We start from the raw sequence: 18,095 nt of genomic DNA, 5'->3' as shown, positions 1-18,095 counted from the left end.
GGGGGGGGGGGCCCGGGGGGGTGGGGGGGGGTGGGGTTTGGCCGCCCCCCCCTTGCTGGTTGGGCGGGGGGGTGGGGTTGTTTTTCAACTAAAACCCCCCCCCCACCCCGCCGTTGTCGTCTCAGAGAGCGAGCTTGAACCCCACATGGCTGGCCGTGAAGCCGAGCCGCTCGTAGAAGCGGTGCGCGTCCTCTCGGGTGGCATCCGAGGTCAGCTGCACCAACTGGCAGTCCTGACGGCGGGATTCATCGACCGCCCACTGGATCAGCTGCGTACCGAGCCCGCTGCCCCGCTCGTCGGCGTGGATGCGGACGCCCTCGATGATCGAACGGGTGGCGCCCCGCCGGGACAGCCCGGGGATCACGGTCAGCTGGAGGGTCCCGATGACCCGGCCCTCACGGACGGCGACCACGACATGCTGGTTCGGATCGTCGGCCAGCCGTCGGAGAGCGGCGCGGTAGGGGGTCAGGTCGTCCGGTGACTCGCGCTGCGCGCCGAGCGGGTCGTCGGCCAGCATGGCCACCACGGCGGCGAGGTCGGACTCGGCGACGGGACGTATCTCAAGATCGCTCATGATCGGCAGAGTACGCGGTCCGCTCCGGTCAGACCGTGGCCTTCAGCCCTTCGACCACCCGGACCAGGGGGGCCAGTCCGGGATTCTCCGACGCCTCGTCCAGCGCCGCCCGCAGGGCGCTGTCGTTGGTCGGCCGGGCCGCCGCGAGCAGGGTGAGGCCGGCCTCGGTGACATCGGTGTAGATGCCCCGCCTGTCCGTGTCGCACAGATACCGGGTCAGCAGTCCGCGGTCCTCCAGCCTCGTGACCAGGCGGGTGGTGGCGCTCTGGCTGAGCACCACCGCGTCGGCGACCTGCTTCATCTGGAGGTGGCCGCCCGGGCCGTTGTGCTGGCGGCTCAACACGTCGAGCAGTGAGTACTCGCGTGCACTGAGTCCATGGCCCGCCTGGAGGGCGCGCTCGATGCGCGCCTCGATCTTCCCGTGGAGCAGCGAGAGGGCGCACCAGCCCTGGGCCAAGGCGGTCAGGGCCGGGTCGGTCGCGGTCATGGTCTCTCCTCCGTGCCGGAGCTGCGTGGTTCCAGGATAGGCGAGGTCCGCAATAGCCCGCGTTTGCCATTAGCCAGCGTCTGCAATTATTGTTGACGCTTGTAAGGCGCATACGCAACCTTTAGGGAAGGTGACACCCATGCCGCTCGCGCTCCTCGCCCTCGCCATCGGGGCATTCGGGATCGGGACGACCGAGTTCGTGATCATGGGGCTGCTCCCCGAGGTCGCCGCGGACTTCCAGGTCTCGATCCCGACCGCAGGCTTCCTGGTGACCGGCTACGCGCTCGGCGTCGTCCTCGGCGCCCCGCTGATGACCCTTCTGGGCACCCGGGTCACCCGCAAGCGGATGCTGATGCTCCTGATGGGGCTGTTCATCGTGGGCAACCTGGTGTCCGCCCTCGCCCCCGTCTTCGGCGTCATGCTCGCCGGACGCGTGATCGCCTCTCTCGCGCACGGTGCCTTCTTCGGCATCGGCTCGGTGGTCGCGGCCGGTCTGGTCGCCCCGCAGAAGAAGGCCGGGGCCATCGCCATGATGTTCACCGGGCTCACCCTCGCCAACGTCGTGGGCGTCCCGCTCGGCACCTACATCGGACAGTCCGCGGGGTGGCGGACCACGTTCGTCGTCGTCGCCCTCCTCGGCGTGGCCGGGCTCCTCGGCGTCGCGAAGCTCGTCCCCGAGCAGCCCAGGCCCGAAGGGGTGCGCATCCGCCACGAACTGGCCGCGTTCCGCAACGTCCAGGTCCTGCTCGCTATGGCCATGACCGTCCTGGGGTTCGGCGGAGTCTTCGCCGCGATCACCTACATCACCCCGATGATGACCGGGGTCGCCGGGTACTCGGCCTCGTCCGTCACCTGGCTGCTGGTCCTCTTCGGCCTCGGCATGGTGGGCGGCAACCTGGTTGGAGGAAGGTTCGCCGACCGCCGTCTGATGCCGATGCTGTACGTCTCGCTCGGCGCGCTCGCCCTCGTCCTCGCCCTGTTCACCGTGACCGCCCACAACAAGCCCGCCGCGGCCGTCACCATCGTGCTGATCGGCGCCCTGGGGTTCGCGACCGTCCCCCCGCTGCAGAAGCGGGTTCTGGACCAGGCGGCCGGTGCTCCCACCCTGGCCTCGGCGGTCAACATCGGGGCCTTCAACCTCGGCAACGCCCTGGCCGCCTGGCTCGGCGGCCTCGTGATCGCCGCCGGGCTCGGCTACACCGCCCCCAACTGGGTCGGCGCGGCCCTCGCCGCATCGGCGCTGGTCCTGGCCGTGATCTCCGGCCTGCTGGAGCGCCGCGCCCCCACCACCGGGGGCCGGATCGTCGCCGCTAGCGCCTCCGAGCCGGTCACCGTCACGGCCCGGCGCTGAGCCCCCGTCCCCACCAGGGCTTTCCCCCCTCACTGAACCATCTGCACCACCCGCACCACGCAAACGATCAGGAGCAGTCCCATGACCACCACCACCGCAGTCGCCCCGCTGACCATCCAGGACGCCGAGCACCTCGTCTCGGCGGCCCGTCACGCCGCCGAGACGGCCGGTGTTGCCGTCGCCGTGAGCGTGGTGGACGCGGGCGGCCACCTGCTGGCCTTCCGGCGGGACGACCGGGCCGTCCTCATCGCCGGAGAGACCAGCACCCGCAAGGCGTTCACCGCGCTGCAGCTGGACACCCCCACCGCCGACCTGGTCGACGCCGTGCAGCCGGGCGGGCTCTTCCATACTCTGCCGACCGCGCTGGACCGCCCGCTGCTCTTCATCGCGGGAGGCATCCCTCTGCACCGTGACGGCCGACTGATCGGCGCCATCGGGGTCGGTGGCGGAGCGCCCGAGCAGGACCACGGTTTCGCGGCGGCCGCAGCGGGCTCCGTCAGCCGGTCGCGACCGTGAGCGGGGCGAACCTGCGGCTCGCGTCGCCCGGCAGGTCCGCGATGCCGTACGTCATCAGCGCGGTCCGGGAGCCCGGCTCAAGACCGCGCTCCACCAGCCAGCCGAGGAACTCCTCGTGGCGTGCGTCGACATCGACCCGCAGCGGGCGGTCCGTCGTGGCGGCCAGCGCGGTGACGAGGGCCTTCGCCGTGGCGGTGTCCCGCGCGACCAGCGGGCCGAGGGCATGGGAGATACCGCTCGGCCAGAGGGCCGCGTAGCCGGTCAGCTCGCCGTTCTCCTCGGCGACCCGGAGCCGGTCGGAGAAGGCCGGGAGCCGGGCGATGATGTGCGTCCGGTCGACGCCGAAGACGGGCAGGTCGAGCCGGACCATCGCCTGCAGATCGTCCGCGGCGGCCGGGCGCGTGACCACGGCCGACGGCCGGTCCTCCGCCCGGAAGAGGCCGCCGACCCGATCGGTGCGGCCCACGTGGGCGAAGCCGAGCTTCTCGTAGAGCTCCTGCCCCTGGGCGGTGGCGTACAGGCAGAGCGGGGTGGACCCGGCTTCCTCCATCACATGGCGCATGAGCCGTCGGGCGATCCCCTGCCGGGCATGGCGTTCGGCGACGAGCATCATGCCGACGGCGGCCAGGCGGGGCCCGTACGACGTCATCACGCAGGCGGCTGCCAGCCCCTTCCCGTCGGGGTCATCGATCCCGTACCCCGTGCCCGCGGAGAGGAGCAGGCCCCATCGGTGCTCGTCACGTGGCCAGCCCCGGTCCTCGGAGAGATCGGCGCAGGAGACCAGGTCTACCCGGGAGAGGCGCCGTACGGGCAGGTCGACGAGGGGCAGGGGTGATGGGCTGTGCATGGGGCCAGGCTGTCCGACGCGATGATCGCCCGTCCAGCGGTTTCCCGGAACTGGCCGAGAACCGAAGCGTCCGCCGCTTGGTTTCACGTGAAACGCGGCTCGGTTTCACGTGAAACATGGAGCACGACCACGTACGGGAGGCTGGAGACGCCAACCCGGATGAGCCCGGAGATGTCAGCCCAGATCGGGGGCGTGCATCGCTCGTACGCCCTCGATGTTGCCGTCCAGGTAGTGGCGCAAGGAGAGCGGTACGAGGTGAACGGCGGCGATCCCGACCCGGCTGAACGGCACCCGGACGATCTCGTACTCACCGCAGGGCTCGTCGATCTCCGGGCCGTGCCGCCGGGTGACGTCCATCGACGCGAGTCGGCAGACGAAGAAGTGCTGGACCTTCACCCCCGTCACACCGCCGTCCGCGATGTGCTCGACGGTGTCGACGAAGCAGGGCACCACATCGACGATCTTGGCCCCGAGCTCCTCGTCGACCTCGCGGTGCAGGGCGTCGACGACGGTCGCGTCCTCCGGCTCGACCCCACCGCCGGGCGTGAGCCAGTACGGATCGACTCCCGGCTTTGTGCGCTTGATGAGGACGAGGTCGTCGCCGTCGAGCAGGATGGCGCGTGCGGTGCGCTTGACCACAGGACGTTCGGTCATGGCAAGAGAGTGGCCCGCGCGGACCCGTCTGAAACTCCCCCGGCCTACCGGACCGCTTCGTCCAGCGCCCGGGCGACGTCCGCCAGCAGGTCCTCCGGGTCCTCCGCGCCGACCGAGAAGCGGATGAAGCCCTCCGGCACGGGGTCGCCGCCCCAGCGGCCCCGGCGCTCGGCGGTGGACCGTACACCCCCGAAACTCGTCGCGTCGTCGACCAGCCGCAGTGCGGCGAGGAAGCGCTCGGCGGTCTCCCGGTCGGCCAGCTCGAACGACACCACTGAACCGAAGCGCCGCATCTGGCCCACGGCGATGCCGTACGAGGGGTCGGTGGGCAGCCCCGGATAGCGCAGCCCGGTGACCTCGGACCGCTTGGCCAGCGCCTCGGCGAGGGCCAGGGAGGTGGTGCACTGCCGGTCGATGCGCAGTTGGAGGGTGGCGAGGGAACGGTGGGCCAGCCAGGCCTCCATCGGGCCCGGGATCGCGCCGACGACCTTGCGCCACCGCCGTACGTCGTCGGTCAGCCCGGGGTCACGGCAGGTGACATGGCCCAGCAGGATGTCGCCGTGCCCGGTCATGCCCTTGGTGTCGCTGGCGACGGAGAAGTCCGCGCCGAGCTCCAGCGGGCGCTGGCCGATCGGGGTGGCCAGGGTGTTGTCGACGGCGACCAGCGCACCCGCCTCGTGCGCCGCCGCCACCAGCCGGCGGATGTCGCAGACGTCCAGGCCCGGGTTGGAGGGGCTCTCGATCCACAGCAGCTTTGCCCCCTCCAGGAGAGCCAGCTGGGCATCGCCGCCGGTCGGCGCGGTCCGGACCTCGACGCCGAAGGCCGTCAGCTGCTCCCGTACGAGCGGCAGCGCCTGGTAGCCGTCGTCCGGCAGCACCACGGCGTCGCCGGTGCGGACCTGGGAGAGCAGTACGGCGGTGATCGCTGCCATCCCGGAGGCGAACACCGTCGTACCCACCTCCTCGCCGGGCGCCTCCAGCTCGCCGATGGCCCGCTCCAGATGGGTCCAGGTCGGGTTGGTGTCCCGGCCGTAGGTATAGGGACCCACCGGATCGCCGGAAAGGTGGAAGTGCGCGGCGAAGACCGGACCGGGCAGGGTCGGTTCGTACTGCTCCGGTTCGGGAAGCCCGGCGCGTACCGCGCGCGTTCCGTCGCCCATGGTGCTCATGCTGCTCCGTAAGTTGTCAGGTGGCCCGGGAAAAGGCCGGGGTCAGTCCTCGTCCGGCAGAACCATGTTGAGGGCCCAGGAGACGACCGAGATGATCAGGGCCCCGAGCACCGCGGTCCAGAAGCCGTCGACATGGAAGCTGAGATCGAAGACCCCGGCCAGCCAGGAGGTCAGCAGCAGCATCAGGGCGTTGACCACCAGGGTGATCAGCCCGAGCGTCAGGATGAACAGCGGGAACGTCAGAAGCTGGACCACCGGCTTGACCAGGAAGTTCACCAGGCCGAAGAGCAGCGCGACCAGAATCAGGGTGAGGATCTTGCGGCCGGTGGAGCCGCCCTCCAGCGTGATGTCGCTGATCAGCCAGATGGCCACGGCCAGCGCACCGGCGTTGGCGATCGTCTTGACTACGAAATTCTTCATGTGTCTGATCGTGGCAGACATGATCGGTGGTGGACACCGACAGCGCAGGCGGAACCGGTAGTACGGGTCACGTAGTACGGGTCACAAAGGGCGGACGGGCCATGAAGGCATTCAGACTGGACGAGCTGGAGGCGGAACGTGCCGCCAACGACGGCGCCTACCTGCAGTTCGTGCGGGAGCGGAACATGTCCGTCGGCCTGTACGCCCTGGACGCGGGCGCCCTCGATCCGCAGCAGCCGCACCAGCAGGACGAGGTGTACTTCGTGGTCAGCGGCCGTGCGTCGATCACGGTCGGGATGGAGACCACGCAGGTCGGCCGGGGGAGCGTCGTCTATGTGCCGGCCGGGGTGGCCCACAAGTTCCACCACATCACCGAGGATCTGCGGGTGATGGTCGTCTTCTCCCCGCCGGAGGGCTGAACCCCGGGTTCCCTAAGGGTTCGATCAGGGGTCTTCAAGGGCTGCGGGGCCCCCGCCGGGGTGCCTCGCCCCCGTAGCATCGAGGCAGGAACCCAGAGAGACGAGGTAGATGGCGATGGCCGTGCGGGAGATAGTCGCGGGAATGCCCTGGTGGGTGAAGTGGATCGCGGTGCCCGTCATCGCGATCGTCGTGTTCGGCGGACTGATCGCCAGCGTGCTCAGCTTCGTGATCAGCCTGCTCTTCAAGGTGCTGATCTTCGTGGTGCTGGTCGGCGGTCTGGTCTTCGTCGTACGCAAGTTCATGTCCTCGTCGTCCTCGCGCGGCGACTGGTAGGCAACCGGTGGCAGGGCTGTCGCGGGCCTGTGCGGGATCGGGGGGCCGCACCGGTCTGCGGATTAGCCCAGCTGAGCTAAGTCCAGGAGGAAAACCCCCTCCTGCCGGAGGCGGCCGATACAGTGACATAACGCTGCCGCCATCTGGAATGTGACCTTCTGTCACCGAACCGACCGAGTGACCAGTGGTTTGTACGACAGTCGGTCGTTGGTGCGGCAGGCCCGTGGGGGCGGCCCCCACGGGAGGGCTGACGGCCCGTCACCATGCCTGGGGGTGACCTTTGACCACGGCATCGAGTCCCGCTGTCCCGACGTTGATCGGTTCGGTTCAGCGGGCGTTGAGGCTGCTGGAGGCTGTGGGCACCCATCGGGACGGGGCGCCCGCCAAGCAACTCGCACGCGAGGCAGGGCTTCCGCTGCCGACCGCGTACCACCTTCTGCGCACCCTCACCCATGAGGGCTACCTCCGCCGGGAGAACGGCGTCTTCCTCTTCGGTGCGGCCGCCGAGAACCTGACCGCGGCCCGGGGCCGCCGGGACCGGCCCGCCACCGTCACCGACTCTCTCGCGCACTGGCGGGACGCCATCGGGGTCCCGGTGTACTGCGCGGTCTACCGCGAGGGCGAGATCGAGCTCATCGCGGTCGCCGACGCCCCCGACGCCCCGGCGGTGGACGAGTGGGCCTCCTTCCGGGAGACCGGGCACGCACACGCGATCGGGCAGTGCCTTCTCGGCCAGCTCGACGAGAAGGACCGTGAGGACCACCTCGACCGGCACCCCGTCAGACCCCTCACTCGTTACTCAGTGCGAGATCGCGCGGCACTTCTGGAGCGGCTGCGGACGTTGCGGCGGGGTGAACCCGTCATCGAACGCCAGGAGTACGCACTGGGGACCGTCTGCGCCGCCATTCCCGTCACGGCCGGTGCCACCATTGCGGCCATGGCCATTTCCGTACCCCTGGACAGGGAAGAACGGTTGCTGCCCGCAGTCGAACAGCTACGTGGCGAAGTGGCGAGCCTCTTGCGTTCGTTCGTGTTCTCTATCAGTATCTGAAAAATCACTCCTTGTGATCTGCTATCGCGTGCACCACGATGGCGTCAATAGGGCCATGGGGGATCATTCCTGGCCAGTTTCATCTACTGCGGGGTTGAACGATGCGCGAGTCGGTTCAAGCAGAGGTCATGATGAGCTTCCTCGTCTCCGAGGAGCTCTCGTTCCGTATTCCGGTGGAGCTCCGTTACGAGGTGGCGGATCCCTACGCCATCCGGATGACGTTCCATCTGCCCGGCGATGCCCCGGTGACCTGGGCATTCGGTCGTGAGCTGCTGCTGGACGGGCTCAACAGCCCCAGTGGCGACGGCGATGTGCACATCGGGCCCACCGAACCCGAGGGTCTCGGCGATGTGCACATCCGCCTCCAGGTCGGCGCGGACCGTGCGCTCTTCCGGGCCGGTACGGCGCCGCTGGTGGCGTTTCTCGACCGGACGGACAAGCTGGTCCCCCTCGGTCAGGAGCACACGCTCGGTGACTTCGACGGGAACCTGGAGGAGGCGCTCGGCCGCATCCTCGCCGAGGAACAGAACGCGGGCTGACCGCCCGATGGCTCAGGCCTTGCGGCGCCGGCCCCGGCCGGTCCGTGCGGGCGCGGCAGCCGTGGACGAGGAGGTGCGGGCGCCCGGGCGGTCCGCGGAGACCACCAGCGCGGCCAGCACCGTCGTCACCGGCACCGAGGCGACCAGACCGATCGAACCGACCAGCGTCCGGACGATCTCCTCGGCCACCAGCTCGCTGTTGGCCACCGTCCCCACGCTGCTCTGGGCGATGGAGAAGAGCAGCAGGAGCGGCAGCGCCGCGCCCGCGTACGCCAGCACCAGGGTGTTCACGACCGAGGCGATGTGGTCCCTTCCGATCCGGATACCTGCCCGGTAGAGACCGCGCCAACCCATCTGCGGGTCCGCCTGGTGCAGTTCCCAGACGGCGGAGGTCTGGGTGACCGTCACATCGTCGAGCACACCGAGCGAACCGATGATGACACCGGCCAGCAGCAGACCGCTCATGTCGATGTCCGGGTAGAGCCCGTGGATGAGGCCGGTGTTGTCATCGGTGTTGCCGCTGAGGCTCGCCCAGCCGATGAACAGGGAGCCGAGCAGCCCGATCAGCAGCAGCGAGATCAGGGTGCCGATGACCGCGACGGACGTACGGGCCGTCACCCCGTGGCACATGTAGAGCGCCGCCAGCATGATGGCGCTGGCCCCGATCACCGCCACCACCAGCGGGTTCGAGCCCTGCAGGATCGCCGGCAGGATGAACAGGGTCAGTACGGCGAACGAGACGGCCAGCGCCACCAGCGCCATCACCCCGCGCAGCCTGCCCACCGCGACCACCGCCAGCGCGAAGATCGCGGCCAGCAGCGTCATCGGGATCTTCCGGTTCACATCGGTGACGGAGTACTGGAGGTCGCGGGGCGCGTCGGGGGCGTACGCCACGACCACGCCCTGGCCCTCGCGCAGTTGGCGTGGTGCGTCCGGCTGGATCACCTCGACGAACTGACGGCCCTTGTCGTCGCCGCTGGTCACCTCCACGGTCGCCTTCTTGCACTCGCCCTCCTGCTCCGCGACGGCCTTGCGTCCCGAGGGGGTGGAGGTGTCGCCGGTCGGGGGGACCTGAGCGGCGTTGACGTCCGCGCAGTCGACGTTGACGACCTGGACGACCTTGCCGTCCTGGGTCTGCCGGTCGAATCCGACACCGGTGCGCTCGTGGTCGGGGACGCCACCGGGCCAGAACGCGATCAGGCCGACGACGACCGCCGTGGCGAACGGGATCAGTACGGCGGCGATGACCTTGCGCAGGTGTTTGGAGACCGGGGCGGCGGGTCCGTGGCTGTGCGTGTGGCCGTGGCTGTGGCCCTGGGGCGGCTGGGGCGCGGGGTCGCTTTGGGGGGAGGTCACGGGGCGATCATCGCAAGAACGGGTGGGCCCTCTGGTCAGCTCGCCGGAAAGGACGCTAGCGTGGAGGCACCTTTGCACACGCGGGAGCTCGGAGCACCGGGCTGAGAGGGCGCTGACCGCCGTACTTCCTGTACGGGACACGCTGCGCCGACCGCCGAACCTGTTACCGGGTAATGCCGGCGTAGGGAGTAGGTCTCATGACCACAGCGGACGCACGCACGCCTGCCTCGAAACAGAACGACGGAACGCCGGACGGCACTCCGAACGACGAGGCCGGGAAGTCCATCGGCTGGCACAAGGGGTACGTCCAGGGCTCCCGCCCGGACCTCCGGGTGCCGGTCCGACAGGTGCACCTCACCAACGGCAAGGACGTGACGCTGTACGACACGTCGGGGCCGTACACCGATCCCGCCATCGACACCGATGTCCGCCGTGGCCTCGCGCCCCTGCGGGAGAACTGGATCATCGCCCGCGGTGACACCGAGGAGTACGCGGGCCGGCCGGTCCGCCCCGAGGACGACGGGCTCAAGCACACCTCGCCGCGCGGCGGGCTGCGCAACCTCGACGCGGTCTTCCCCGGCCGCCCGCGCCAGCCGCGCCGCAGCCGCGACGGACGGCCCGTCACCCAGCTCGCGTACGCCCGGCGGGGGGAGATCACCCCGGAGATGGAGTACGTCGCGATCCGGGAGAACGTCGAGGCCGAGACCGTACGCGAGGAGATCGCGGCGGGCCGGGCCGTGCTGCCCGCCAACGTCAACCACCCCGAGATCGAGCCGATGATCATCGGCAAGCGGTTCCTGGTGAAGGTCAACGCCAACATCGGCAACTCGGCCGTCACCTCCTCCATCGAGGAGGAGGTGGACAAGATGACCTGGGCGACCAAGTGGGGCGCCGACACGGTCATGGACCTGTCCACCGGCCGCAACATCCACACCACCCGCGAGTGGGTGCTGCGCAACTCCCCCGTGCCGATCGGAACGGTGCCGCTCTACCAGGCGTTGGAGAAGGTGGACGGCCGAGCGGAGGAGCTGACCTGGGAGATCTACAAGGACACGGTCATCGAACAGGCCGAGCAGGGCGTGGACTACATGACGGTGCACGCCGGAGTGCGTCTGCCGTACGTCCCGCTGACGGCCCGCCGCAAGACCGGCATCGTCTCGCGCGGCGGCTCGATCATGGCGGCCTGGTGCCTCGCGCACCACAAGGAGTCGTTCCTCTACGAGCACTTCGAGGAGCTCTGCGAGATCCTCGCGACGTACGACGTCACCTACTCCCTCGGTGACGGGCTGCGCCCCGGTTCGATCGCGGACGCCAACGACGAGGCCCAGTTCGCCGAGCTGCGCACGCTGGGCGAGCTGAACACGATCGCCAAGCGGTTCGGCGTACAGACCATGATCGAGGGGCCCGGGCACGTCCCGATGCACAAGATCAAGGAGAACATCGACCTCCAGCAGGAGATCTGCGAGGAGGCGCCGTTCTACACGCTGGGCCCGCTGACCACCGATGTCGCGCCCGCCTACGACCACATCACCTCGGGCATCGGCGCCGCGATGATCGCCTGGTGGGGCACGGCGATGCTCTGCTACGTCACGCCCAAGGAGCACCTGGGGCTGCCCAACCGGGACGACGTGAAGACGGGCGTGATCACCTACAAGATCGCCGCCCACGCGGCCGACCTGGCCAAGGGGCACCCGGGCGCGCAGGAGTGGGACGACGCGCTCTCCGACGCGCGGTTCGAGTTCCGGTGGGAGGACCAGTTCAACCTGGCCCTCGACCCGGACACGGCCCGGGAGTTCCACGACGAGACGCTGCCCGCCGAGCCGGCGAAGACGGCGCACTTCTGCTCGATGTGCGGGCCGAAGTTCTGCTCGATGAAGATCTCCCAGGACATCCGCCGTCAGCACGGCGGTTCGCAGGAGGAGATCGAGGAGGGCATGGCGGAGAAGTCGAGGGAGTTCGCGGCGGCGGGCAACCGGGTCTATCTGCCGATCGCCGACTGATGCGACGCGTCGGCGACTGAATTCGCCCGAGGCTCCCGGTCCGTGCGGTGACCACCCGGACCGGGAGCCCGAGGGTGGTCAGGCCGCGGTGTCCTGCGGGTATCAGCGGAGTTCCACGGTGTTGCCGTCCGGGTCTTGTACGTAGACCGAGGTGGCGTCTCCCCGTGCGCCGAAGCGCTCAACAGGGCCTTCGAGGACGGAGCAGCGGGTGCTCGCCGGCTTCCGGTCGGGGAGCACGCCCGCCGCTGCTACCCCCGACCGGACGTCACCCATGTGCCCCTGCACGACGCGCCACCGGTCGAACGGGGGCCGGTCTGGCTGGAGGGGAACACCACGGAGCGCGTCCGCGCGTTCGTACGGGTTGTGGCGGATGTCGCCGAGGAGCTGTCGGCCGTATGAGCGTGCCGTTCTCCGGCGCGGCGGTGCCCGGACCGAGCTACCCGGGCCCGGGGGCGGTCCCGGTCGCCGTACCGAACGGGTTGTCGATCACGTAGCGCCAGAACCCGTCGGGTCCGCGTCGGGCGACGTCGGTCGCCGTGCTCGCGATGCGGACGGGTGTCCCGTCGGCCGTCGTGCCTTCCACGGTCCAGTCCACGATCAGGAGCGCCACGTCCCCGGAGACGTACGTGTGCCGCGGTGTCACCCGGATCGGCACGCGCAACGCGAGGAAGTCCTGATGGGCCGGGAGCCGCCCAGGACCTGCCGTCGGTGCGCCGGGACGGGGTACGAACACCGCCTCGGGCTCGTACAGCTGGTCGAGGGCGGCGGCGTCGAAGGTGTTGAACGCCCGTTCCAGGACGTACGGATGCTCTGCGGCCTCGGTGGTGAGCCGCACACTGGTGGGATGCGTCATACAGCCAGCCAACAGCCCGTCGACGTGGGTCACCAAGCCGATACCTTCACGGACTGGGACGAGGAACTGGCCCCCACCGCCCAGGGGCGCACCCACCGCCCCGAGCGGGACTGCCCGGTCGAGGTCGCGCTCTCCGCGGTCGCCGGGCGGTGGACCACTCTGGTCCTGCGTGAGCTCATGAGCGGGCCCCGCGGCTTCTCCGAACTGCGGGAGCGGCTGCCGGAGGTGTCGGCGAAGGTGCTCAGCCAGCGGCTGCGGGAGCTCGGGGAGAGCGGCCTGGTCTCGGTGGAGCGCCGACGCGGGTTTCCCGTCCGCAGCAGCTATGCCCTGACGGCGTCCGGCCGGGCGCTGCGGCCGCTGTTGGTGGAGCTCTACGCGACCGGGGAGAGGCTGCTCGCGCTGGGCGGCGGCCCGGAGGGGGACCGGTAGGGCTACTCCGGGCGGTGTTCGGGGCCGCCGAAGTCCGGGCTGGTGAAGTCGGGGCTCGTGAAGGTGGGGCGGGGGCCGGCCGAGGGGCCGTCCTCGGGGCCGGAGAAGTCCGGTCTGCTGTAGCCGATCTTGGGGATGCGGTTGGGCGAGCGGTGCGGGGTCCGTGCGGACCGTCCGGCGGCCGGGTCGGCCAGGGCGTCCCGGAGGAAGGGCAGGATGCCGCGCTCCAGCAGGGCGTGCCGCCACGCCTCCCTGGCCCGGGCGACCTCCTCCGGCAGCTCCTGTTCCTCGTCCTCGGCGGCCAGGGAGGTCGCGCCGTTGCGCAGGGCGGTGACGAGGAGCCCGATGGCGGCGACCAGGATGGCCGCGGCGGCGACGGCGGCGAAGAACCATCCGGCCGCGACCATGGTGGTGCCGAAGGCCAGGGACGGGCTGACCGCCCGCAGCAGATAGCCGACCAGCAGGAAGATCAGTGCGGCGGCGCCCGCGAGGAGCGGCGTCAGGACGGTGATGACCGCGCCTATGCCTGCCCCCGGTCCGGGTGCCGTGATCCGTGCGGCGTCCGTGTGCGGGTCGTCGTCCGGGGCGGTGGCGCTCGCCGCGCGGAGTTCGGCGCGGGCCCTGACGTAGTGCTCGTACTCGGTGGCGGCCGCCGCGGTGATCAGCGCCGTGGCGTTGAGCGCCATGGTGCGCAGCTGTTCGGTGTTGAGCCGGTCACCGACGCCCTCAAGGTCCGGACGTTCGTGGGCGTGGCGCAGTGCGTCGCCCAGGATCCGCGCGTACTCGGGACCGTCCTCGGCCAGCAGGTGCGGAGCGCTTGTCATCTGCATCCCCCGATGCTCCGTCGGGCCCGGCAGCCCGCGTTGACCGGGCGATCGGGCGGAAACGGAGGAGAGCCTGCTACTGATGAGCCGATGGTAGAGCGCTCACGGCGCGGCGTGACAGGGGGTTTCCGGAAATAGGCCCGATGAGCGGCGCGGTCGGATCCAGGAGCGTCTTCCCCGCCGGGCGTCAGCCATGCAGGGGGAGTTGGACGACCAGTAGCTTTCCGGCCATGGTCACTCCGCCGTCCATGGCGATGGCGAGCCCGTCCGCGTACACGTGCGGACCGTTCACCACCGGACCCGAACCGTCCTCGCCGTCCTCCGTGCCGACCTCGCCCAGAAGATACGGAATCGGGCTGTGACCATGGACGACGCGCTGTCCGCCGTACGTCGCCATCAGCTCGCGCACCGCCTCGGCGCCGCCCTCGTCCCGGAAGGCGAACCGCTTGGTGAGCTTGCGGAAGAGGTCCCAGCACTCGTCGGCGTCGCTGCGCGTGAGGATGGCGTGAACCGTGTCGTTGACGTCCTCGATGGTGGAGCCGTAGTCGAGGTAGGCCGTCGTGTCGGAGTGCATCAGCAGATGCCCGTCCTCCTCGACGACCGCGTCCAGCCGGGACATCCACTGGAGGTGTACGTCCTGGAGGCGGTCCATGTCGCTCTTCTGGCCGCCGTTGAGCAGCCAGGCGGCCTGGAAGGTGGCGGTGCCGGCGCCGGAGTTGACGGGGGTGTCGGCGAACCGCTTGGCGCCGATGAGCAGCAGCTCGTGATTGCCCATCAGGGCCTTGCAGTAGCCGCCCGCGGCCGCCGCCTCGGCGGAGAGCCGCATGACGAGGTCGATGACCCCGATGCCGTCGGGTCCGCGGTCGGTGAAGTCGCCCAGGAACCAGAGGCGGGCGTTGCCCGCGGCCCAGCTGCCGTCGGCGTCGATGAGGCCCTGTGCGCCGAGTGCGGCCAGCAGCTCGTCCAGATAGCCGTGGACGTCGCCGACGACGAAGAGCGGACCGAGACCCTCCCCGGTGGTGGGGCGGGGTTCGGGGACGGCCTGCACCTGGACGGTGTCGCCGCGGTTGATGACGGGGAGGTCGCGCTCGGTGGGGGTGTACCCCTCCGGGAGCTCGTCGCCGACGGCGACGTTGCCGGGATGCGGCAGACGGGGCGGGGCGGGCGCGTGCGGCTCCACGGAGGTGTGCGGTACCGGTGCGGGCGGCGCCGGCGCACGCGGGGGCATGGACGGGTGCGGCGCCGCGCCGGGCGGCTGCGGTGGTACGGGTGTCTGCGCGTACGGCGGAACCCGGAAGTCACGCAACGTCGCCGTCCGCACCACGGGTTCCTGACCGGCCCCCTGTGTCATCGACCCCTCCACCACCGTCGCGCCGCCGTACACCTGACGGGCCCTGCCTGGTAGAGGTGGTCCGCGGTGTCGTGCGCCCATCATAGGAATGCGGATCGATCTGTGTGACGCACCAGGGGTGGTGAATCCGGGCGCACGTACGGTTCACCGGCCGATTGGTCCGAAAAGAGATGATCAGTCCCTGCTGGGGGAACGCGGCGGGCTGACCGTGGTGCGGGGCGGACGGCGTTGCGAGGAGGTCCGGACGATGAGCTCGGTCGGTATCACCTGCTCCACCGGCCCGTCGTGCTCCACCCCTTCGATGGCGTCGATGAGGAGCTGGACGACGGCCGTGCCGATGCGGCGGGGCTTGAGCGAGAGCGTCGTGATGGGCGGTTCGGTGGCCGCGTACACGGTGGACTCGCTGCAGCAGACCAGCAGCAGGTCCTCGGGGACCCGCAGGCCGTAGCGGCGGGCGGCCGCGAGGAGATCGGTCCCGTTGGGGTCGAAGAGCCCGTAGACGGCGTCCGGGCGGTCCGGGCGGGCGAGCAGCCGGTCGGCGGCGACCGCGCCCGCGCAGGGGTCGTGCGCCGGGTAGGACTCGTAGACGGGGTCCTGGCCGACCCGCTCGCACCAGTGCAGGTAGGCGGTGGTGGAGAGCCGGGTGTACGTGTCGGTGGTGGTGCCGGTCAGCAGGCCGATCCGGCGGGCTCCGGCGGCGGCGAGGTGGTCGAGGAGATCGAGCACGGCGGCCCGGTGGTCGTTGTCGACCCAGGCGGTGACGGGGAGCGTCCCGGCCGGGCGGCCGTCCGAGACGACGGGCAGCCCCTGGCGGACGAGTTCGGTGACGACCGGGTCCTGGTCGGAGGGGTCGATGACGACGGTCCCGTCCAGCGCGACGTTCGACCAGACGTCGTGCCGGGAGGTGGCGGGGAGGATGACGAGGGCGTACCCCCGGGCGAGCGCCGCCGAGGTCGCGGCTCTCGCCATCTCCGCGAAGTACGCGAATTCGGTGAAGGTGAAAGGTTCATCCCCGTATGTGGTCACGGTCAGGCCGATCAGCCCCGACTTGCCCGTACGGAGGGTTCGGGCCGCTGCGGAGGGGCGGTAGCCCAAGCGCTCTGCGACCTCGCGGACATGGCTGCGGGTGGCGTCCGGGAGCCTGCCCTTGCCGTTGAGCGCGTCGGAGACGGTCGTGATCGAGACTCCGGCCGCGGCGGCCACGTCACGGATCCCCGCCCGTCCTGGCCGGCCGCTGCGCCGGGGGGTCTCCGTCCGGCTCACCTGGTGCTTCCCTGCTGCTGTCATGGCGAGCCGATAGTAGGGCTCGGAGGGGCGGTCGGTCCGGTCGCATATGCACGTATCGACAGGCACGTTTCTGCATGGTCATGACGTGCCAAATCCCTTGCAAAGCAAGGTTGTTGACCGGTCCAGCATAAGCCTGTCAGGTGCTGACGGCTGACGGCCTGCTGAATGGTCGATGTCTCGAAGAGGTCTCAACTCACCACTTCGGGGGACGCGCGCCACGGCGTGAGACACGGGCGCGCGCCGGAACCGGAAACGCTCCCCCCTGGGGAGGCCGCCCGGGCGGACCATTTCCGGCACCGCGGGATATTCCGCGCCCGACCCATTCGCAGCGGCGCCCAATCCTCATAAGGTGAGCAGTATTGATGTGTACGGACGGTCGAGGAGGACCCTGCGGTGAGCCAGACGAGCCCCAAGCTGCGCGCCGAGCTGGACGGCGTTCCCGCCTATGTGCCGGGCAAGCCCGCCGCGGCCGGCGGACCGGTCGCGTACAAGCTGTCCTCCAACGAGAACCCCTATCCGCCGCTGCCGGGGGTCCTGGAGTCGGCGGTCGCGGCTGCGGGCAGCTTCAACCGCTACCCGGACATGGCCTGCACCGGGCTGGTGAGCGAGCTGTCCGACCGGTTCGGGGTGCCGCTCTCGCACCTGGCCACCGGGACCGGGTCTGTCGGCGTGGCCCAGCAGCTGCTCCAGGCCACCTCGGGCCCGGGCGACGAGGTCATCTACGCCTGGCGGTCCTTCGAGGCCTACCCGATCATCACGCAGGTGAGCGGCGCGACCTCGGTGAAGGTCCCGCTGACCAGCGGTGAGGTGCACGACCTCGACGCGATGGCCGAGGCGATCACCGACCGGACCCGGCTGATTTTCGTCTGCAACCCGAACAACCCCACCGGGACCGTGGTGCGCCGGGCCGAGCTGGAACGGTTCCTGGACCGGGTGCCGAGCGATGTGCTGGTGGTGCTCGACGAGGCGTACAAGGAGTTCATCCGGGACGCCGACGTGCCCGACGGCATCGAGATCTACCGCGACCGGCCCAATGTGGCGGTGCTGCGGACCTTCTCCAAGGCGTACGGACTCGCCGGGCTGCGGGTCGGGTTCGCCGTGGCCCACGAGCCGGTGGCCGCAGCGCTGCGCAAGACCGCCGTCCCCTTCGGGGTCAGCCAGCTCGCCCAGGACGCGGCGGTCGCCTCGCTGCGTGCGGAGGACGAGCTGCTGGGCCGGGTCGGCTCGCTGGTCGCCGAGCGCAACCGGCTGAGCGAGGAGCTGGTGCGGCAGGGCTGGACCGTTCCGGAGTCGCACGCCAACTTCGTCTGGCTGCGCCTGGGCGAGCGGACCCTCGACTTCGCCGCCGCCTGTGAGCGGGCCGGAGTGGTGGTGCGCCCGTTCAAGGGCGAGGGCGTACGGGTCTCGATCGGGGAGAGCGAGGGCAACGACCTCTTCCTGAAGACGGCGGAGGCGTTCCGTTCGGAGCAGTAGCACCCCGGCCCTCCTTGCTGCGGCCGTCTGTACGGCCGGTGGCCCCGGACCTCGATCGACGAGGTCCGGGGCCTTTCGCGTGGGCTCCGGGGCCTTCTGTGTACGTCCGGGGGCGCCTCGGGCCGAAAGGGGTACCCCCGGCGAACGGTCCGAAAGTGTGT

The 18,095-nt window shown here is 70.3% G+C and carries 21 protein-coding genes, 1 pseudogene and 1 riboswitch; of the genes and pseudogenes, 10 read left to right on the top strand and 12 right to left on the bottom strand.

The window, feature by feature from the left end:
* Positions 1 to 121: 121 nt before the first annotated feature.
* Positions 122 to 574 (bottom strand): GNAT family N-acetyltransferase, encoded by a 453-nt coding sequence (locus tag ACFW9Z_RS05895; protein WP_384634961.1) that lies wholly within the window; start codon positions 572 to 574, stop codon positions 122 to 124.
* A gap of 28 nt (positions 575 to 602) precedes the next feature.
* Positions 603 to 1,061: a MarR family winged helix-turn-helix transcriptional regulator gene (locus ACFW9Z_RS05890; protein ID WP_384634958.1), complete on the bottom strand. Its 459-nt coding sequence runs from the start codon at positions 1,059 to 1,061 to the stop codon at positions 603 to 605.
* Between the two features lie 139 nt (positions 1,062 to 1,200).
* Here ACFW9Z_RS05890 and ACFW9Z_RS05885 point away from each other — a divergent pair, with 139 nt between their 5' ends.
* A complete protein-coding gene (locus ACFW9Z_RS05885; protein WP_384634955.1) occupies positions 1,201 to 2,412 on the top strand; it encodes an MFS transporter in 1,212 nt (403 codons plus the stop codon).
* Between the two features lie 81 nt (positions 2,413 to 2,493).
* Positions 2,494 to 2,928 (top strand): heme-binding protein, encoded by a 435-nt coding sequence (locus ACFW9Z_RS05880; RefSeq protein WP_384634952.1) that lies wholly within the window; start codon positions 2,494 to 2,496, stop codon positions 2,926 to 2,928.
* Here the strand turns inward: ACFW9Z_RS05880 and ACFW9Z_RS05875 are convergent.
* The 4 genes from ACFW9Z_RS05875 to ACFW9Z_RS05860 form a co-directional block, all read right to left on the bottom strand.
* Positions 2,909 to 3,775 carry a GNAT family N-acetyltransferase gene (locus ACFW9Z_RS05875; RefSeq protein WP_384634949.1) on the bottom strand — a complete coding sequence of 289 codons (867 nt, stop codon included), beginning with the start codon at positions 3,773 to 3,775 and terminating at the stop codon, positions 2,909 to 2,911. The two genes, ACFW9Z_RS05880 and ACFW9Z_RS05875, sit on opposite strands and share 20 nt — an antisense overlap.
* A gap of 174 nt (positions 3,776 to 3,949) precedes the next feature.
* Positions 3,950 to 4,429 carry an NUDIX domain-containing protein gene (locus ACFW9Z_RS05870; RefSeq protein WP_076967678.1) on the bottom strand — a complete coding sequence of 160 codons (480 nt, stop codon included), beginning with the start codon at positions 4,427 to 4,429 and terminating at the stop codon, positions 3,950 to 3,952.
* 44 nt (positions 4,430 to 4,473) lie between these two features.
* A complete protein-coding gene (locus tag ACFW9Z_RS05865; protein ID WP_384634946.1) occupies positions 4,474 to 5,598 on the bottom strand; it encodes a cystathionine gamma-lyase in 1,125 nt (374 codons plus the stop codon).
* 42 nt (positions 5,599 to 5,640) lie between these two features.
* Complete coding sequence (locus ACFW9Z_RS05860) at positions 5,641 to 6,018, bottom strand: phage holin family protein (protein WP_384634943.1); 378 nt, start codon at positions 6,016 to 6,018, stop codon at positions 5,641 to 5,643.
* Between the two features lie 101 nt (positions 6,019 to 6,119).
* On the opposite strand from ACFW9Z_RS05860, the gene ACFW9Z_RS05855 reads away from it, so the two are divergent.
* The 4 genes from ACFW9Z_RS05855 (at position 6,120) to ACFW9Z_RS05840 (ending at position 8,361) form a co-directional block, all read left to right on the top strand.
* Entirely contained in the window at positions 6,120 to 6,437 is a 318-nt protein-coding gene (locus tag ACFW9Z_RS05855) for a cupin domain-containing protein (protein ID WP_015609880.1), read from the top strand.
* 121 nt (positions 6,438 to 6,558) lie between these two features.
* Positions 6,559 to 6,771 carry a DUF5326 family protein gene (locus ACFW9Z_RS05850; protein ID WP_384635753.1) on the top strand — a complete coding sequence of 71 codons (213 nt, stop codon included), beginning with the start codon at positions 6,559 to 6,561 and terminating at the stop codon, positions 6,769 to 6,771.
* A gap of 280 nt (positions 6,772 to 7,051) precedes the next feature.
* Positions 7,052 to 7,822: an IclR family transcriptional regulator gene (locus tag ACFW9Z_RS05845; RefSeq protein ID WP_384634940.1), complete on the top strand. Its 771-nt coding sequence runs from the start codon at positions 7,052 to 7,054 to the stop codon at positions 7,820 to 7,822.
* Between the two features lie 101 nt (positions 7,823 to 7,923).
* Positions 7,924 to 8,361 (top strand): SsgA family sporulation/cell division regulator, encoded by a 438-nt coding sequence (locus ACFW9Z_RS05840; RefSeq protein ID WP_015609883.1) that lies wholly within the window; start codon positions 7,924 to 7,926, stop codon positions 8,359 to 8,361.
* A gap of 12 nt (positions 8,362 to 8,373) precedes the next feature.
* Here the strand turns inward: ACFW9Z_RS05840 and ACFW9Z_RS05835 are convergent, their stop codons facing one another.
* Positions 8,374 to 9,717, bottom strand: a complete 1,344-nt coding sequence (locus ACFW9Z_RS05835; RefSeq protein ID WP_384634937.1) for a YibE/F family protein — start codon at positions 9,715 to 9,717, stop codon at positions 8,374 to 8,376.
* 70 nt (positions 9,718 to 9,787) lie between these two features.
* A riboswitch (TPP riboswitch) is annotated at positions 9,788 to 9,922 on the top strand.
* On the opposite strand from ACFW9Z_RS05835, the gene thiC reads away from it, so the two are divergent.
* Positions 9,915 to 11,717, top strand: a complete 1,803-nt coding sequence (thiC, locus tag ACFW9Z_RS05830) for a phosphomethylpyrimidine synthase ThiC (RefSeq protein WP_384634934.1) — start codon at positions 9,915 to 9,917, stop codon at positions 11,715 to 11,717. Its footprint overlaps the riboswitch before it by 8 nt.
* 102 nt (positions 11,718 to 11,819) lie before the next feature.
* Here the strand turns inward: thiC and ACFW9Z_RS05825 are convergent.
* Positions 11,820 to 11,918: pseudogene (locus ACFW9Z_RS05825) on the bottom strand (VOC family virulence protein); the annotation flags it as partial.
* A 72-nt stretch (positions 11,919 to 11,990) separates the two neighbouring features.
* On the opposite strand from ACFW9Z_RS05825, the gene ACFW9Z_RS05820 reads away from it, so the two are divergent.
* Entirely contained in the window at positions 11,991 to 12,116 is a 126-nt protein-coding gene (locus ACFW9Z_RS05820; protein ID WP_384634931.1) for a hypothetical protein, read from the top strand.
* A 37-nt stretch (positions 12,117 to 12,153) separates the two neighbouring features.
* Here ACFW9Z_RS05820 and ACFW9Z_RS05815 read toward each other — a convergent pair whose 3' ends face one another.
* Positions 12,154 to 12,570, bottom strand: coding sequence for a YybH family protein (locus ACFW9Z_RS05815; protein WP_384634927.1), 417 nt, complete (start codon positions 12,568 to 12,570; stop codon positions 12,154 to 12,156).
* Between ACFW9Z_RS05815 and ACFW9Z_RS05810 the strand changes: the two genes are divergently transcribed.
* Positions 12,562 to 12,999, top strand: coding sequence for a winged helix-turn-helix transcriptional regulator (locus ACFW9Z_RS05810; RefSeq protein ID WP_384634924.1), 438 nt, complete (start codon positions 12,562 to 12,564; stop codon positions 12,997 to 12,999). The two genes, ACFW9Z_RS05815 and ACFW9Z_RS05810, sit on opposite strands and share 9 nt — an antisense overlap.
* A 2-nt stretch (positions 13,000 to 13,001) precedes the next feature.
* On the opposite strand, the gene ACFW9Z_RS05805 is transcribed toward ACFW9Z_RS05810, so the two are convergent.
* From ACFW9Z_RS05805 to ACFW9Z_RS05795, 3 genes are all read right to left on the bottom strand, one after another.
* On the bottom strand, positions 13,002 to 13,829 hold the full coding sequence (locus ACFW9Z_RS05805) for a hypothetical protein (RefSeq protein WP_384634921.1): 828 nt from the start codon (positions 13,827 to 13,829) through the stop codon (positions 13,002 to 13,004).
* A 181-nt stretch (positions 13,830 to 14,010) separates the two neighbouring features.
* Positions 14,011 to 15,189 carry a metallophosphoesterase gene (locus tag ACFW9Z_RS05800; RefSeq protein ID WP_384635750.1) on the bottom strand — a complete coding sequence of 393 codons (1,179 nt, stop codon included), beginning with the start codon at positions 15,187 to 15,189 and terminating at the stop codon, positions 14,011 to 14,013.
* Positions 15,190 to 15,348: 159 nt separating this feature from the next.
* Complete coding sequence (locus ACFW9Z_RS05795; RefSeq protein WP_151511369.1) at positions 15,349 to 16,461, bottom strand: LacI family DNA-binding transcriptional regulator; 1,113 nt, start codon at positions 16,459 to 16,461, stop codon at positions 15,349 to 15,351.
* Positions 16,462 to 16,854: 393 nt separating this feature from the next.
* On the opposite strand from ACFW9Z_RS05795, the gene hisC reads away from it, so the two are divergent.
* Positions 16,855 to 17,934 (top strand): histidinol-phosphate transaminase, encoded by a 1,080-nt coding sequence (gene hisC / locus ACFW9Z_RS05790; protein WP_384634917.1) that lies wholly within the window; start codon positions 16,855 to 16,857, stop codon positions 17,932 to 17,934.
* The last annotated feature ends 161 nt before the right edge of the window (positions 17,935 to 18,095 follow it).

It is taken from the genome of Streptomyces sp. NPDC059452 (assembly GCF_042750035.1).
Classification (GTDB): Bacteria; Actinomycetota; Actinomycetes; order Streptomycetales; family Streptomycetaceae; genus Streptomyces.
Note: the sequence above shows the minus strand (reverse complement) of the source record. Positions and strands in the feature narration are given on the sequence as shown.

Bases quoted from the DNA above. Each gene is read 5' to 3' on its own strand.
- ACFW9Z_RS05895 (WP_384634961.1), bottom strand. From the start codon at position 574: ATGAGCGATCTTGAGATACGTCCCGTCGCCGAGTCCGACCTCGCCGCC.
- ACFW9Z_RS05890 (WP_384634958.1), bottom strand. From the start codon at position 1,061: ATGACCGCGACCGACCCGGCCCTGACCGCCTTGGCCCAGGGCTGGTGC.
- ACFW9Z_RS05885 (WP_384634955.1), top strand. From the start codon at position 1,201: ATGCCGCTCGCGCTCCTCGCCCTCGCCATCGGGGCATTCGGGATCGGG.
- ACFW9Z_RS05880 (WP_384634952.1), top strand. From the start codon at position 2,494: ATGACCACCACCACCGCAGTCGCCCCGCTGACCATCCAGGACGCCGAG.
- ACFW9Z_RS05875 (WP_384634949.1), bottom strand. From the start codon at position 3,775: ATGCACAGCCCATCACCCCTGCCCCTCGTCGACCTGCCCGTACGGCGC.
- ACFW9Z_RS05870 (WP_076967678.1), bottom strand. From the start codon at position 4,429: ATGACCGAACGTCCTGTGGTCAAGCGCACCGCACGCGCCATCCTGCTC.
- ACFW9Z_RS05865 (WP_384634946.1), bottom strand. From the start codon at position 5,598: ATGAGCACCATGGGCGACGGAACGCGCGCGGTACGCGCCGGGCTTCCC.
- ACFW9Z_RS05860 (WP_384634943.1), bottom strand. From the start codon at position 6,018: ATGAAGAATTTCGTAGTCAAGACGATCGCCAACGCCGGTGCGCTGGCC.
- ACFW9Z_RS05855 (WP_015609880.1), top strand. From the start codon at position 6,120: ATGAAGGCATTCAGACTGGACGAGCTGGAGGCGGAACGTGCCGCCAAC.
- ACFW9Z_RS05840 (WP_015609883.1), top strand. From the start codon at position 7,924: ATGCGCGAGTCGGTTCAAGCAGAGGTCATGATGAGCTTCCTCGTCTCC.
- thiC (WP_384634934.1), top strand. From the start codon at position 9,915: ATGACCACAGCGGACGCACGCACGCCTGCCTCGAAACAGAACGACGGA.
- ACFW9Z_RS05810 (WP_384634924.1), top strand. From the start codon at position 12,562: ATGCGTCATACAGCCAGCCAACAGCCCGTCGACGTGGGTCACCAAGCC.
- ACFW9Z_RS05815 (WP_384634927.1), bottom strand. From the start codon at position 12,570: ATGACGCATCCCACCAGTGTGCGGCTCACCACCGAGGCCGCAGAGCAT.
- ACFW9Z_RS05805 (WP_384634921.1), bottom strand. From the start codon at position 13,829: ATGCAGATGACAAGCGCTCCGCACCTGCTGGCCGAGGACGGTCCCGAG.
- ACFW9Z_RS05795 (WP_151511369.1), bottom strand. From the start codon at position 16,461: ATGACAGCAGCAGGGAAGCACCAGGTGAGCCGGACGGAGACCCCCCGG.